The organism is Parendozoicomonas sp. 209JJ7-1 (assembly GCF_058147085.1).
Map to the genome: position 1 here is coordinate 178,518 of NZ_JBYVJU010000002.1, position 13,952 is coordinate 192,469.

General features: G+C 51.5%; 15 protein-coding genes. 3 read left to right on the forward strand and 12 right to left on the reverse strand.

All coding sequences use genetic code 11. The features are described from left to right. Nucleotides 1-19: 19 nt before the first annotated feature. Nucleotides 20-928, forward strand: a complete 909-nt coding sequence (locus ACY2RQ_RS02785) for an endonuclease/exonuclease/phosphatase family protein (RefSeq protein WP_490111432.1) — start codon at nt 20-22, stop codon at nt 926-928. Here ACY2RQ_RS02785 and hemW read toward each other — a convergent pair. From hemW to ACY2RQ_RS02830, 9 genes are all read right to left on the reverse strand, one after another. Further along, nucleotides 897-2,063 (reverse strand): radical SAM family heme chaperone HemW, encoded by a 1,167-nt coding sequence (gene hemW / locus ACY2RQ_RS02790; protein WP_490111433.1) that lies wholly within the window; start codon nt 2,061-2,063, stop codon nt 897-899. The two genes, ACY2RQ_RS02785 and hemW, sit on opposite strands and share 32 nt — an antisense overlap. Continuing rightward, complete coding sequence (rdgB, locus tag ACY2RQ_RS02795; protein WP_490111434.1) at nt 2,060-2,686, reverse strand: RdgB/HAM1 family non-canonical purine NTP pyrophosphatase; 627 nt, start codon at nt 2,684-2,686, stop codon at nt 2,060-2,062. The genes hemW and rdgB overlap by 4 nt, the downstream gene beginning before the upstream one ends. A gap of 57 nt (nt 2,687-2,743) precedes the next feature. Then, a complete protein-coding gene (locus ACY2RQ_RS02800) occupies nt 2,744-3,208 on the reverse strand; it encodes a DUF4426 domain-containing protein (RefSeq protein ID WP_490111435.1) in 465 nt (154 codons plus the stop codon). A 6-nt stretch (nt 3,209-3,214) separates the two neighbouring features. Next, entirely contained in the window at nt 3,215-3,841 is a 627-nt protein-coding gene (gene metW / locus ACY2RQ_RS02805) for a methionine biosynthesis protein MetW (protein WP_490111436.1), read from the reverse strand. Continuing rightward, nucleotides 3,841-4,971, reverse strand: a complete 1,131-nt coding sequence (metX, locus tag ACY2RQ_RS02810; RefSeq protein WP_490111437.1) for a homoserine O-succinyltransferase MetX — start codon at nt 4,969-4,971, stop codon at nt 3,841-3,843. The genes metW and metX overlap by 1 nt, the downstream gene beginning before the upstream one ends. A 110-nt stretch (nt 4,972-5,081) precedes the next feature. After that, nucleotides 5,082-7,046 carry a dynamin family protein gene (locus ACY2RQ_RS02815; RefSeq protein WP_490111438.1) on the reverse strand — a complete coding sequence of 655 codons (1,965 nt, stop codon included), beginning with the start codon at nt 7,044-7,046 and terminating at the stop codon, nt 5,082-5,084. Nucleotides 7,047-7,301: 255 nt separating this feature from the next. Then, complete coding sequence (locus ACY2RQ_RS02820) at nt 7,302-7,865, reverse strand: YggT family protein (protein ID WP_490111439.1); 564 nt, start codon at nt 7,863-7,865, stop codon at nt 7,302-7,304. A 92-nt stretch (nt 7,866-7,957) separates the two neighbouring features. Then, on the reverse strand, nt 7,958-8,797 hold the full coding sequence (gene proC, locus ACY2RQ_RS02825; protein WP_490111440.1) for a pyrroline-5-carboxylate reductase: 840 nt from the start codon (nt 8,795-8,797) through the stop codon (nt 7,958-7,960). Between the two features lie 53 nt (nt 8,798-8,850). After that, complete coding sequence (locus tag ACY2RQ_RS02830) at nt 8,851-9,552, reverse strand: YggS family pyridoxal phosphate-dependent enzyme (RefSeq protein ID WP_490111441.1); 702 nt, start codon at nt 9,550-9,552, stop codon at nt 8,851-8,853. A gap of 140 nt (nt 9,553-9,692) precedes the next feature. Here ACY2RQ_RS02830 and ACY2RQ_RS02835 point away from each other — a divergent pair, with 140 nt between their 5' ends. Both ACY2RQ_RS02835 and ACY2RQ_RS02840 read left to right on the forward strand, forming a co-directional pair. Beyond that, a complete protein-coding gene (locus ACY2RQ_RS02835) occupies nt 9,693-10,727 on the forward strand; it encodes a type IV pilus twitching motility protein PilT (protein WP_490111442.1) in 1,035 nt (344 codons plus the stop codon). A gap of 71 nt (nt 10,728-10,798) precedes the next feature. After that, a complete protein-coding gene (locus tag ACY2RQ_RS02840) occupies nt 10,799-11,935 on the forward strand; it encodes a PilT/PilU family type 4a pilus ATPase (RefSeq protein WP_490111443.1) in 1,137 nt (378 codons plus the stop codon). A 4-nt stretch (nt 11,936-11,939) separates the two neighbouring features. Here the strand turns inward: ACY2RQ_RS02840 and ruvX are convergent, their stop codons facing one another. From ruvX to ACY2RQ_RS02855, 3 genes are read right to left on the reverse strand one after another with little or no spacing between them, the layout of a single operon-like run. Next, nucleotides 11,940-12,365, reverse strand: coding sequence for a Holliday junction resolvase RuvX (gene ruvX, locus ACY2RQ_RS02845; protein ID WP_490111444.1), 426 nt, complete (start codon nt 12,363-12,365; stop codon nt 11,940-11,942). 60 nt (nt 12,366-12,425) lie between these two features. Then, nucleotides 12,426-13,004, reverse strand: coding sequence for a YqgE/AlgH family protein (locus ACY2RQ_RS02850; protein ID WP_490111445.1), 579 nt, complete (start codon nt 13,002-13,004; stop codon nt 12,426-12,428). Nucleotides 13,005-13,032: 28 nt separating this feature from the next. Then, nucleotides 13,033-13,875, reverse strand: a complete 843-nt coding sequence (locus tag ACY2RQ_RS02855; protein WP_490111446.1) for an energy transducer TonB — start codon at nt 13,873-13,875, stop codon at nt 13,033-13,035. Nucleotides 13,876-13,952 lie beyond the last annotated feature (77 nt).

Consider the following 13,952-nt stretch of genomic DNA (forward strand, 5'->3'; position numbering starts at 1 on the left):
GGTGCCAAGGTAGTGAACTATGCCGTTAAAAACCGTACAGGGCATGATCATCCGCCGCATGCATGAACACCGTTCTACGCAGGGTAGAGGGTTCACAAGAGAGCATGTGGCTACTTCCCCGCTGAGAAATTCAGAGGTTAAGCTAACTAATATAAACACCCTGCATCTGCTCAGTTTTAATATGCAGGTTGGTATCAGCACCCAGCAATACGGCCACTATGTGACTCGTAGCTGGCAGCATTTCCTGCCGTCCTCAGCCCGCCAGAAAAACCTCGACCGTATTGCGCGGCTTATCCATGATTATGACTTTGTTGCCTTGCAGGAAGCTGACGGTGGCAGTCTGCGTAGCGGGTTTATCAACCAGGTTGAGTACCTTGCCCATCGGGCGGACTTTCCCTGGTGGTACCAGCAGTTGAATCGTAACCTGGGGCGCATTGCCCAGCACAGTAACGGATTACTGACCCGGTGTTGTCTGGAGCAGTTGGAAGATCACAAACTTCCGGGATTAATTCCCGGCCGGGGAGCGATTGCAGTGGAGCTGGGACAGGAGAACCCTATTCTGGTTGTGATTATGCATCTTTCCCTCAGCCGCCGAGGAAGGGATAGGCAGCTTTCCTACATTAGAAAACTGGTGGAGAGATATGAACACGCCATCCTGATGGGAGATATGAATACCCACGCTGAACAGCTGCTGGGGGATTCACCACTATCCGGCCTTGGCTTGCACAGTGCTTCACTGGATGTAAATACGTTCCCGAGCTGGAGGCCCAGCAAATCACTGGACCATATTTTGTTGAGTTCTGAGCTTCACGCAAAATGCTTTTCGGTGCTGAATTTTCCCCAGTCAGATCATCTGCCCATTGCGGTTGAGGTGGAACTGCCTCCGGGTCTGACTGTCAGGTGCAAAACTGTTCCAGCAGTTCATTAAGGAACAGGCTGCCTCTGCGGGTTGGCTGCAGCCGTTCATTGTCGTCTGACAACAGTTCAAGATTGCGGGCTTTGGCCAAAGGTTGCTGAATCTCTTCAATGGGAAGACCTGTACGCTGTGTGAAGGCCTTGGCAGGCAGCCCCTCTTTCAACCGTAAGACATTCATCATAAATTCCAGGGGCAGCTCGTCCTGTTCCAGTACCCGTTCTCCGGCCTGAAAAGGTTTGTCAGAGTTGAGATAGTCAGCGGGTAATCGGGTTTTCCAATTACGCTTGATGGTCTCGGTTGTACAGCAGGTGATTTTCCCGTGGGCTCCTGCACCAATACCGATGAAGTCTCCGAACTGCCAGTAATTGAGGTTATGGCGAGACTGGCGGTCAGGCTGACTGTAAGCAGATATTTCGTACTGCGCATAGCCGTGTTTGGCCAGCAGTTCCTGACCTCTTTCCTGAATGGCCCATAGAGTGTCGTCTTCCGGAATCTTTGGTGGTTTGCTCCAGAAAACGGTATTGGGCTCAATGGTTAGCTGATACCAGGAGATATGTTCCGGATTCAGCTCAATGGCCAGTTCCAGGTCTTTCATTGCCAGTTTTTCAGACTGGTTCGGAAGACCATGCATCAGATCCAGATTTATATTGTCGAATCCGGACTGTCTAGCCATGGCAGTGGCACGCTGTGCCTCATCACCGGAATGTATACGACCAAGTTCTTTCAGACAGCTGTCGTTAAAGCTCTGCACGCCAATGGAAAGACGGTTGATACCCGCCTTTCGAAAACCATTAAAACGTTCCTGTTCAAAGGTGCCGGGGTTCGCCTCCATGGTGATCTCAATATCATCACTGAAGCTAACCTGTTGCTTTAACCGCTCAAACAGCTGTTCATAGGCTTGTGCTGTAAACAGGCTGGGTGTGCCGCCACCAATAAAAATACTCTGTAGGGTTCGGCTCTGAATATTGGAGCATTCAGCGGTGAAATCTGCCAGCAGGGCATCAATATATTGCTGTTCGGGAAGGTCCCCTTTCTGGGCGTGGGAGTTAAAGTCGCAGTAAGGGCACTTGCGAATACACCAGGGCACATGGATATACAGGCTCAGGGGTGGCAGCTGCAGCCCCTGATGAAGAACAGGCTGATTCACAGATTTTTAAGCCCTTCCAGCAGCTGTGCCATGGCTTTTGCCCGGTGACTCAGACGGTTTTTCTCGGCAGGTTCCAGTTCCGCCGCAGAGCAGTGACGTTCCTGAGAAAAGAATACAGGATCATAGCCGTGGCCATGATCGCCAATGGGTTCTTCAAGAATGTAGCCTTCCCAGGAACCCTGGCAGATCAGGGGAATAGGATCATCTGCATGACGGAGGTAAACCAGCAGGCACTGGAAGCGTGCGGTGCGTTGCTCGGTGGGAACACCTTCAAGCTCTTTCAGCAGTTTCTCAATATTGTCGGAGTCTGACGCGTTCTCACCGGAAAAGCGGCTGGAGTAAATACCGGGCGCGCCATTCAGATGATCAACTTCCAGGCCGGAGTCGTCTGCGATAGCGGGCAGTCCGGAAACCCGGGCGGCATGGCGGGCTTTCAGAATGGCGTTCTCAACAAAGGTCAGGCCGGTTTCTTCAACACTTTCAGAAAAGAATTCACTCTGGGTGCGCAGATTAATATTAAGGGGTGTCAGAAGCTGGCGGAATTCAGCCAGCTTACCGAGGTTACCGGTGGCAAGTACGATTTCACGACCTGTGTCTGATGGGTTGCTAATATCTGAGGACAAAATATTTCCTGCTATTGTTCGTGAGCTATTGTTCGTAAAGCTGCTGCCTTATTAAAACTACTGCTCGTAAAACTTCTGGCTGAATTTGATGGTTTCGGTGCGCATGCTGTTTTCGGGGGTTACCCGAATGGTGAAGTGTAGCAATTCATCATTGGTGAAACGAAACCTGGCCAGATAGTAAATGGCATCACCTTCATCTATTAACTGGTATTTCAGTTTTTTCTTCTGTCCGAGAAGGTTGCTACTTTCCACCTTAAGCTCTGCCTTAACTGGCTTGCCCTTTTTCAAAACAGAGATATTAATCAGGCCGAGGGTTCTGGAGCGTTCCAGATTGTAGGCTTTCGCTATCTTCGGCAGCAGGAACGTACTGTTAAAGGCGTTGAAGTAAACAACGTAATCACCAAAAGCCAGTTCTTTTTTCTCGTGATCTGATTGGCTGGCCGCAAAGCTGGTATTTACCATCAACAGCATGATCAGAGCTGAAAAAGTGGTGAACAGTCTACGGATTCTGAATATATTCATGGCCGGTCAGTCCTGGCTGTGGTTATTAACTGAGCGATTGTTAACTGGACACAGGTGATAGATTGCCACTTCTCCAAACAGGTTGGGAGCCATCTGTGCCAGACGGTTATTATGATACTGTTGATCCGCGACAAGCCGGTTAAGAATTTTCAGACTTCTCTGATGACACAAGGCTTCAAAATCCTTAAAGGTACAGAAGTGAATGTTAGGAGTATCGTACCAGCTGTAGGGCATAAACTCGGATACAGGCATCAGACCTTTAAGGGCAAGATGCGTACGGCAACGCCAGTGGCCAAAATTGGGGAAGGTGACGATGCACTCCTTCCCTACCCTGAGCATCTCATCAAGAACCTTATCCGGGTTGTGCAGAGCCTGCAGGGCTGAAGTCATCACAACGGTATCGAAACTGTTGTCAGCAAAGTTGGCCAGACCTTTGTCGATGTTCTGTTCGATAACAGAAACACCCCGTTCCAGGCATTTGTGAATATTGTCCGGGTCAATTTCCAGGCCATAACCCTGAATGTTCTTATCGTTTCTCAGTTGTTCCAGCAGGGTGCCATCACCGCAGGCCAGATCAAGAATATGGCTGTTGGGCTGAATCCACTGGCTGATAATATCGAAGTTTTTCTGCACTACACCCGCTCCATCCAGGTTCTCAGGGCCGCACTGTAGCGGGGAATATTCATAAGAAACGCGTCATGCCCCTGGGGAGCGTCTATGTCCAGATAGCTGACCTCTTTTCTGGAGGAGTGCAGGGCGTTCACAATTTCCCGGGAACGCTCAGGGGCGAAACGCCAGTCGGTTGTGAACGAAATCACCAGGAAGCGGGCAGTGGCCTCAGAGAGAGCGTTCACCAGATTATTGTCATAACGGCTGGCCGGATCATAATAATCCAGAGCACGGGTCATCAGCAGGTAGGTGTTGGCATCAAAGCGTTTGGTAAAGGATTCTCCCTGATAACGCAGATAGCTTTCTATCTGGAATTCCACACCATAATCGAAGTTAAAGCTGTCTTCCTTCATTTCCCGGCCAAACCTGGCCTTCATGGCATCATCGGAGAGATAGGTAATATGGCCAACCATACGTGCCAGGCCAAGGCCGCTGGCGGGAATAGCGTTTTCCTTCTGGTAATGTCCGCCATGGAAATTCTGGTCGGACATAATGGCTTGCCGGGCCACTTCGTTAAAAGCGATATTCTGAGCTGACAACTTGGGTGCTGAGGCAATAACTACAGCATTGCGTATTCTGTCCGGGAAGCGAATGGACCACTCCATAACCTGCATGCCCCCCAGACTGCCGCCAACAACGGCAGCCCACTGTTCAATTCCCAGATGATCTGCCAGCCGGGCCTGGCTTTCCACCCAGTCTTCTACGGTAACAACAGGAAAATCCGGTCCCCAGGTTTCACCGGTTTCCGGATTAATGGAGGTTGGTCCTGTACTACCCCCGCATCCCCCAAGGTTATTCAGGGAAACCACGAAAAATTTATCAGTATCAATGGGCTTGCCGGGGCCGATACTGGTATCCCACCACCCGGGTTTGCGGTCATCCATGGAGTGATAACCCGCTGCGTGATGATCACCGCTGAGGGCATGACAGATAAGTACAGCATTGTCCCCCTCGGCATTCAGGGTGCCGTAGGTTTCTATCACCAGTTCGTACTGGCTGAGCGTACGTCCACAACTAAGCGTCAGAGGTGTGGCAAACGGGATGGTTTCCGGTGTCACCAGCCCTACAGAGTCCTCTGGAATGATCTCTGGCATCAGGTTTGTTCTGCTCCGGATGGAATTTTAAAATTCGGTTTATGCGGGCAGTCTAAAGAGCACCGGGCCGGTGCGCAACCAGAGCCAGTGCGGGATGGGAGAGTTTCTACTTACGCGATAGCTGGGCCTGTGTGAAGCCTGACAATATTATCCTGGTGCATACCGGGAGCCGGGCGTCGAACCTCTTTGATCAGTGACTCAATTTGGGCTAGTTGATGCTCGTTATTGTGGATAAATGTATCGAGTTTCCCCAGCAGGTGTTCCCGGTTGCTGTCGGTCAGGCTCAGAGCCCGCAGCTGGATAAGCTGCTGCTCCAGCAGTTGCTTCTGCTCCAGGGCGTGCTGGATCATTGGCAAAAGGGCATTATCAGCCCAATTGCTGGCTTCTGCGGCCATTTCGTTGTGGAGCTCTGTTACCTTGGTGGCCAGGGTGTTCAGGAAACGCTTGGCAACTGTGTTCTGGTTGGTGAATACAGTGCTGAAGCTCTTGCGAAAATATTCTGCCTGCTGGCGAATTTCTTCCAGCCTGACCAGATAGACTTTTGCATCGTAAGAAGGCGGGCGCAGGGGGTCTTCGCCGGAAGCGTTGCGATGACGTTGGTAGATGGAGTCGATTAACCGGTTAGCCAGTTTCGCCTCTGTTCCCAGCTGGTAAATATCATCGTGGATCAGGCTAAAGAATACTGATATGGCTTTGCTGATACCGCGGGTGGTGAGGCGGGTGCGAATCTGGGACTGTACATTGTTCAGCCGGTTTCTGAACAGTTCCGGGCGACAGGCACGAACAAGGGATTCCCCTTGTTTCATAACCAGTCGACGGCTGGATTTTAACGACAGCAGCCGACGATGGTGAAGGTTGTACAGTTCCCGTGTGCGTGTGGTCAAATCACTTATCAGATAACGGTTGCCCTTGCGACTGTTGTTCATTTTCCACTGCTGGGACAGCAGGTCTTTCTGCCGGGTTTGCAGGATTGAACGACTGTTGTTCAGCAATGTCAGCAACTTCTGAACTATACGTCGGCTAATTAAATCTTCCTGGCGGGCAATCAATTCTTTTGACAACAGGTGCTCAAGTATATGGATACCACTGTCTTTAACCTGGCTTTGGTTATTGGTGATGCGTCCACTCAGCGCTTTGCGGGCTGATAAAGGTAGAACATCATCGGTGGAGATGCCGAGCTGGCGTGCCGTTGTCTGGCGAATATCTTCAATCATGGTATGAACCTGAGTCTCAGGGGTCAGGTCGTCATACAGGGAATCGATTTTATTCAGCACGGCAAACCGGTTGGACGGACGATAGCTGTTCAGCTGGCAGATATGATCGTTCCAGACGCTCATATCACTGGCTGTCACCCCGGTATCTGCCCCCAGCATATAAATAATGGCATCGGCAGCGGGCAGCATATGCAGGGTCAGTTCTGGCTCAGCACCTAAAGCGTTCAGACCGGGGGTATCCAGAATACGCAGGCCATACTCTAGAAGCGGGTGCTCAATATTCAGGATGGCATGGCGCCAGGCAGGTATGCAGACTTTGTCGCTGCAGTCTGCCGTATGTTCCAGATGTTCTGGCTCAAATCCTAATTCAATGGCTTCTTCCCTGGACACTTCCCGGGTGTGGGTTACAGAGGCCAGTGCCTGGGCAAGGTCTGCCGGGTTGCCCGGATCAAGAGGAGCTTCAAACCACTCTTCCGGCTGCAGACGATAATCGGCAATGGTCTTGTTCTGCAGGCGGGTTTCTATGGGCAGAAGCCGCAGGCCAGTGGGTTGTTCGTTATCAAAGAAGATTTCTGTGGGGCACATAGTTGTGCGACCGGCACGGGATGGTAACAGGCGTCTGCCGTAGCCGGAAAAGAACAGCGCATTAATAAGCTCTGTTTTACCCCGGGAAAACTCACCGATAAACGCCAGTGTCAGGTTATTACTGGAAAGGGTCTGGTGAGAGGATTGCAGAAGATTATCCAGCTCCGGAGATTGCAGGTGGTTGTGCTCCAGCCATGAGCGGTATCGACCCAGTTGTACCAGCAGCGAGCGCTTCCAGACCTGGTGGGCTGACATTTCCGTATTGAGCTGTTGCACATCAATCTCCTGTGATGACAATTTATTATTAAACCGATTTTTTGTAGCCACTTGATGCACGATTAAACCATATATTCTTTTACCGTGAAAATGTCCCCCAAGCATAATCATGCTTGGGGGGTATTTTCCGCTCATGGCTGTTTATGCGTCAGTTCCTTGCTGCTGTAACACCTTACATAACAGAACGTGCAGAAACAAAAAACGCCTGTCATTGGCAGGCGTTTTGGGAAAGTCAGTAAAGCCGGTTAAGACATCTCACATGCCTGGCAGGCCAACGGCAAAAATTGTAGGCAGGAGTTGTTTCAGGAAAAAGATACCGAACATTACCACCATTACGGAAAAGTCCAAGCCACCCATGGGAGGAATAATCCGGCGTACCCGGCTGCAAAGGGGCTCGGTCAGCTGGTTCAGAAGCAGCAGACCGGGGTTGTAGCTGTTGGGAGCTACCCAGCTGGCAATTACCATAATAATCAGGGCAAAGGTATAGATATCCAGAACGGCTTTGACCAGCAGATACAGGGTCAGGACAGAAACAGTACCCAGAGGAAAAGCCGCTGTGATGTAACCGAGGAACTGCATTTTCAGCAGTACAAACGCAAATTGTACGATAAAGGCCAGAACCAGCGCAGCGATATCAAGACCAGCAAAACCAGGGATGATTTTACGCAGCGGACTCAGCAGAGGGTTGGTAACTTTGACTATGGCCTGGGAAATCGGGTTATAAAAATCAGCTTTAACCAGCTGCAGTAAAAAGCGCAGCAGAATGGCCATCACAAACAGGCCACCAATGGTGTCGATCAATAAGGTAATTATCTGCATTTAAATGGAATCTCTTTTTTTGCCCTGCTCTGTTGAAATATGGGGGACATTTTCCTCCGATTCAATTGTACAGGGGCGTTAGTGTTATATGATCAGGCGCTTCCCAGCTCATCTGCCATCTCTTTGGCCCGTTTTTTACAGGCAACCATAGCCCTGCTAACCAGATCTCGCATGCCGCCCTGCTCAAAGGTAAGAATGGCCTGTTCTGTTGTTCCGCCTGGAGAGGTTACCCGGCGACGCAATTCCGCAACATCAACATCACTCTCTTTTACCATGGCTGCCGCCCCAAGAGCGGTTTGGGTCACCAGTTGGGTAGCCGTTTCCCGGGAAACACCCATTTTTTCTCCTGCCTCAATCATGGATTCCATCATCAGAAAGAAATAAGCAGGGCCGCTGCCGGATAGAGCGATCACATCATCAATGGTATCTTCGGTTTCCACCCACAGGCTGATACCAACAGCATTCATCACTTGCTCAGCCAGTGCTTTTTGTTCATCAGAAACCAGGTTGTTGGCATAAAGACCTGAGGCGCCTAGTTGCATCAGGGCAGGCGTATTTGGCATACAGCGCACGATAGCGAGATCGCCACCGCCCCACTTGCTCAGGCTGGCTTCGGGAATACCGGCCGCAACCGATACTAGCAGGGGCTGGTGTTCCTGCAGAGCGGGAGCAAGGGGCTCCAGCACGTTTTGCATAATCTGGGGTTTAACCGCCAGAACAATCACGCTGGCTTCGGCGATAGCGGTGCTGTTGTTCTGGGTGGCACGGATACCAAATTCTTCGGAGAGTTGCTGCAGTTTTTCCGCAGAAGGCTCTGCGGCAATAATATTTTCAGCAGGCCAGCCGTTTTTAACCAGCCCGCCAATAATACTCCCGGCCATATTTCCGGCACCGATAAAACCCAGAACGGGGGACGAAGCTGATGTTGCCATAATGCTTGGGTATTCCTGTGGACTGTCGTTTTGCTTAAGGTTACCGGTTAAGGTTACTGAGCCCGTTCTCTCGCGCCGAACAGGGCTGTACCAATACGAACCATGGTGGAGCCTTCTTCTATGGCGGCCATCATATCATCACTCATGCCCATGGACAGCGTATCCAGACCGGTTGCATCAGGGTAGCGTTTCTTCAGGGTTTGCAGGAGTTTATTCATGGCTCTGAACGGTTGGCGTTGCTGTTCCAGATTATCGCTGGGGGCGGGAATGGCCATTAATCCCCGCAGTTTGAGTTGTGGCAGGGTGAGGATTTCACTGGTAGCTTCAACAACCTGCTCCGGGGTGAAGCCGGATTTGGTGGCCTGATGGTCGATATTCACCTGCAGGCAGATATTCAGGGGCGGCAGGCTGTCGGGGCGTTGCTCACTGAGGCGACGGGCGATTTTTAACCTGTCTACACTGTGAACCCAGTCGAAGTGTTCAGCAACCAGACGGCTTTTGTTAGACTGAATGGGTCCGATAAAATGCCATTCTATACCTGCAAGGTCTTCAAGGGCCTGAATCTTGTCCACGCCCTCCTGGACATAGTTTTCCCCAAAGGCCCGCTGACCCGCCTGCCAGGCTTCCCGGATCATTTCTACAGGTTTGGTTTTACTCACCGCCAGCAAGGCCACTTCATCCCTGCGACCGCAGCTTCTGGCTGCGTCTTGAATCCGTGCGCGGGTCTTCTGAATACGCATTTCTATTGAGCTCATTGCCGTGTAATATCTTGTGGATATGGTGTTTCCGTGCGCTGCCGGAACAGGCACCAGAATAACAATCTCAACGATTATAAAGCGAATAATGTGTGCCGTCCGGGGTGACAGAGTAACCCGGGCGATCTCCGGGAGAACACATGGAAATTACCGAACTGCTGGCATTTGGCGTTAAACAAGGGTCGTCCGACCTGCACCTGTCTGCCGGCCTGCCTCCAATGATCCGGATCGACGGTGATGTCCGTCGTATCAACCTTCCCGCCCTGAATCACAAAGAAGTTCATGCCCTCATTTACGACATCATGAACGACAAGCAGCGGAAGGATTATGAAGAGAATCTGGAAACGGATTTCTCCTTTGATGTTCCCGGCGTGGCCCGTTTCCGTGTCAACGCATTTAACCAGAGCCGTGGCGCTGGTGCGGTTTTTCGGACGATTCCCTCGAAAGTCCTGAATATGGATGATCTGGGAATGGGACAGGTGTTCAAGGACATCGCCAACAAACCCAGGGGGCTGTGTGTGGTAACCGGGCCGACAGGCTCCGGTAAATCAACAACTCTGGCGGCGATGATTGATTACATCAACGAGAATCACTACGGCCATATTCTCACCATTGAAGACCCTGTTGAATTTGTTCACGAACCCAAGAAATGCCTGATTAACCAGCGGGAAGTCCACCGGGATACCCACGGTTTTAACGAAGCCCTGCGTTCAGCCCTCCGTGAAGACCCGGATATTATCCTAGTGGGGGAAATGCGGGACCTGGAAACTATTCGTCTGGCCCTGACCGCCGCGGAAACCGGTCATATGGTATTCGGAACCCTGCACACTACCTCAGCCGCTAAAACCATTGACCGTATTGTGGATGTATTCCCTGCTGCGGAAAAAGCCATGGTGCGCTCCATGCTTTCAGAATCCCTGCAGGCGGTTGTTGCCCAGACCCTGCTAAAGAAGATTGGCGGCGGCCGGGTGGCGGCCCATGAAATCATGCTGGGTACACCGGCGATTCGTAACCTGATTCGGGAAGACAAGGTCGCCCAGATGTATTCCTCTATCCAGACCGGTGGCAGCCTGGGCATGCAGACCCTTGATGGCTGTCTGCGTAATCTGCTGGATAAAGGCATCGTTTCCCGGGAAGCGGCTCGGGAAAAAGCAAAAACCCCGGAAAACTTCTAGTTTTAAAATAAATGTGGCTTTCATAAGAATGCTACGGGCTGACAGAGAAAAATTAAGAGGAACACCGGACAATGGATTTAACCCCGCTGCTCAAGCTGATGGTGGAAAAGAAAGCCTCAGATATGTTTATCACTGCGGGTACACCTCCAAGCATAAAGGTGAACGGACGGATTGTGCCGGTCACCAAAACACCACTGTCCCCTGAGCAGACCCGGGATACAGTGCTGGAGGTGATGAACGAAAGCCAGAAAGAGGCTTTCGAGCGGGAGCATGAATGTAACTTTGCGATCAGTGCCCGGGGCATAGGCCGTTTCCGGGTCAGTGCTTTTTACCAGCGCAACCTGGCCGGCATGGTACTGCGGCGTATTGAAACCCAGATTCCCAAGGTGGATGACCTTGGTCTGCCGGATGTGGTTAAAGAGCTGGCCATGACTAAGCGTGGTCTGATTATCTTTGCCGGTGGTACTGGTACAGGTAAGTCAACGTCACTGGCGTCCATGATTGGCCACCGAAACAGCAACAGTTCTGGCCATATCATCTCTATTGAAGACCCTATTGAATTTATCCATCAACACCGAGGCTGCATTGTCACCCAGCGGGAAGTTGGTCTGGATACGGAGAGTTTTGAGGTCGCCCTGAAAAACACCCTTCGTCAGGCTCCCGACGTGATTATGATTGGTGAGGTGCGAAGCCGGGAAACCATGGAGCATGCGGTGGCCTTTGCGGAAACCGGCCACCTCTGTCTGGCAACCTTGCATGCTAACAATGCTAACCAGGCGCTGGATCGTATTATCCACTTTTTCCCGGCGGATCGTCAGGGGCAGGTGTGGATGGATCTGTCTCTTAACCTGAAAGCGATTGTCGGTCAGCAGCTGATTCGTACGCCGGATGGTAAGGGTCGTCGCCCGGCGGTAGAGGTTCTGATTAATACACCTCTTGCGTCGGATATCATCCGTAAGGGGGATGTTCATGAGCTGAAAGCGTTGATGGCCCGCTCCAACGAGCAGGGTATGCAGACTTTCGACCAGGCTATTTACGAGTTATACAACAACGGCGAAATAACTTACGAAGATGCCCTGCTTCATGCAGATTCGGCAAATGACCTGCGTCTGATGATTAAGCTTGGTTCAGAAACAGACGCAGAACATCTCAGCAAGGTTGCCGGTGGCTTGAGTATCCAGGATGACGGTGACGAAAACCGGATTTAAATATTCAATCCGGTTTAACCAGAAGCTCGGCCCCTTCGCCGTTCATCCAGCTTTCCAGAATTAACTGGGCTGCCATGCCATCCACAGGGTCACTGCCATAGTGGCCTTTGTGCCCCAGTTTGCTGGCCCACTCTTTAGCTTCAAAGGATGTCAGTCGTTCATCAACAGGATGCCAGGGTTTGTTGAACCGGCCACGGAGGCGATTACCAAATTTTTTTGCCCGGCGAGACATTTCTGATTCCGTGCCATCCATATTTAATGGAATGCCAACAACAAAGGCATCGGGTTGCCACTCTTCAATAATCTTTCCAAGCTGGTTCCAGTCAGGGATGCCGTCCTTTGCACGAATAGAAGGAATGGCATTGGCTGTACTTGTTATGGCCTGGCCCATGGCTATGCCAATATTGCGGGTTCCGAAATCGAACCCCATGACGAATTTGTACACTCTATCTTCACTTGCTGGGTTATCTTCACTTATGTGGCTTGGATGTCACGCATGGCCGGTCTCATGGCTGAGAAGGGAAAGATCAATGCCAATACGTGATGCCGCCAGGCGCAGGCGCTGGTCATAAGGCGTGGAAAAAAGAATAGTTTTATCGGCCGGGCTGTTCAACCAGACGTTTTCCGCCAGTTCGTGCTCAAGCTGGCCCGCTCCCCAGCCGGCATAACCAAGGGTAACCAATCTTTGGTGTGGCTCCTGCCCTGCTCCGATTTTTTCAAGAATTTCCCGGGAAGAGCTCAGGGCGATATCCTTGCTGATGGTCATTGTGGTTTTTGGATCTGGCTTTTCGGAATATGTATGGAGAATAAAGCCGTGCTGTATTTCCACAGGTCCGCCCAGGAAAACCCTCTCAGCCTCTGTATGCTCCGGTGCCCCGGTGATATTTATCTGTTTCAGCATTTCGGCAAGGCTGATATCCAGGGGACGATTGATCACAATTCCCATGGCGCCGTCCGCATTATGCTCGCACAGATAGATGACCGCTCCGGTAAAGTTGGGGTCACCCATCTGAGGCATGGCTATCAGCAGTGTGTTGCGCAGGCTGGTTTGGGTAATGTTTCTTACCATGGTGCACCTTGGGCTGTACCCTTGGGCGTTAACCGCTGAAACTGTCGCCGGGCTCAAAGCGCCAGGTTCTGATGATTTCGATAACGTCGTGTTCTCTGAGTTCCGGAGGAAATGGAGAAAATGGCGCTGCCATACGCACGATATTGATAGCTGCGTCATCGAGTACCTTGTGCCCGGAGGAGCGAATAATTTCAACCTTCTTTAAGCTACCATCTCTGCGAATTTGCACAGCCACCCGCAGTTCGCCGTAAAGTTTCTGCTTTCTGGCCTGTGCAGGATAGTTGATGGTACCGATTCGCATAACCTTCCTGCGCCAGGCTTCCTGATAGTAGACATCTGCCTTGCGTGTTGAAGTGGAATTGATGCGATGGACTTTAGGTTTTTTAGTGTAGGCCTGACGCTTCTTGAAGAAGTTAGCCTCCAGGCTGGCGATTTCCTTGCTGAGGTCAATCCTGCGCTTTGGTGTTTCGTCCTGCTTTTCCGGAGTGGGCTTGCGCTTCTTGTCTTCGGTATGGGTTTTCACCGGCGATTGAACGGATGTCACGCGACGGGATTCCTGGGGCTCGCTCTTGGGCAGCTGGGCCTGTTGTTGCTGAACCTGAACAGGGCGCGGTGTATTGTCCTGGAAGGGAGCGGGAAGATCACTGGATGGCCGGGCCTTTTTGTCAAGGGAGCCACTGCCCTGCTGGTTTTCCTGGGCCAGGTAGTCAGCCTTGTCCGGGGCTTTTTCTGTCGCGAAGTTAGCGAGGGTGATTTCCAGGGTCTGGGCAGGAGGCTGTGGCGGCTCCAGGGTGAAACCCAGACCGTAAATCAGTAGGCCGTGTACAACAGCTGCTGCAGTAAAACTAATGACAACACTGGCCGGAGGCATGACCTCGGCGAGCTTTTCGAAAAACGTCTTTATTGTTCAACTCCTGCGTTTTTCAGATTTGGAGGCCCATTTTCGGA

Coding starts and splice junctions, on each gene's coding strand:
- ACY2RQ_RS02850 (WP_490111445.1), bottom strand. CDS start 13,004: ATGGTAAGAAACATTACCCAAACCAGCCTGCGCAACACACTGCTGATA.
- ACY2RQ_RS02835 (WP_490111442.1), top strand. CDS start 9,693: ATGGAAATTACCGAACTGCTGGCATTTGGCGTTAAACAAGGGTCGTCC.
- ruvX (WP_490111444.1), bottom strand. CDS start 12,365: ATGGGGTTCGATTTCGGAACCCGCAATATTGGCATAGCCATGGGCCAG.
- ACY2RQ_RS02830 (WP_490111441.1), bottom strand. CDS start 9,552: ATGAGCTCAATAGAAATGCGTATTCAGAAGACCCGCGCACGGATTCAA.
- metX (WP_490111437.1), bottom strand. CDS start 4,971: ATGCCAGAGATCATTCCAGAGGACTCTGTAGGGCTGGTGACACCGGAA.
- ACY2RQ_RS02785 (WP_490111432.1), top strand. CDS start 20: ATGCCGTTAAAAACCGTACAGGGCATGATCATCCGCCGCATGCATGAA.
- ACY2RQ_RS02820 (WP_490111439.1), bottom strand. CDS start 7,865: ATGCAGATAATTACCTTATTGATCGACACCATTGGTGGCCTGTTTGTG.
- proC (WP_490111440.1), bottom strand. CDS start 8,797: ATGGCAACATCAGCTTCGTCCCCCGTTCTGGGTTTTATCGGTGCCGGA.
- ACY2RQ_RS02800 (WP_490111435.1), bottom strand. CDS start 3,208: ATGAATATATTCAGAATCCGTAGACTGTTCACCACTTTTTCAGCTCTG.
- ACY2RQ_RS02840 (WP_490111443.1), top strand. CDS start 10,799: ATGGATTTAACCCCGCTGCTCAAGCTGATGGTGGAAAAGAAAGCCTCA.
- ACY2RQ_RS02855 (WP_490111446.1), bottom strand. CDS start 13,875: ATGCCTCCGGCCAGTGTTGTCATTAGTTTTACTGCAGCAGCTGTTGTA.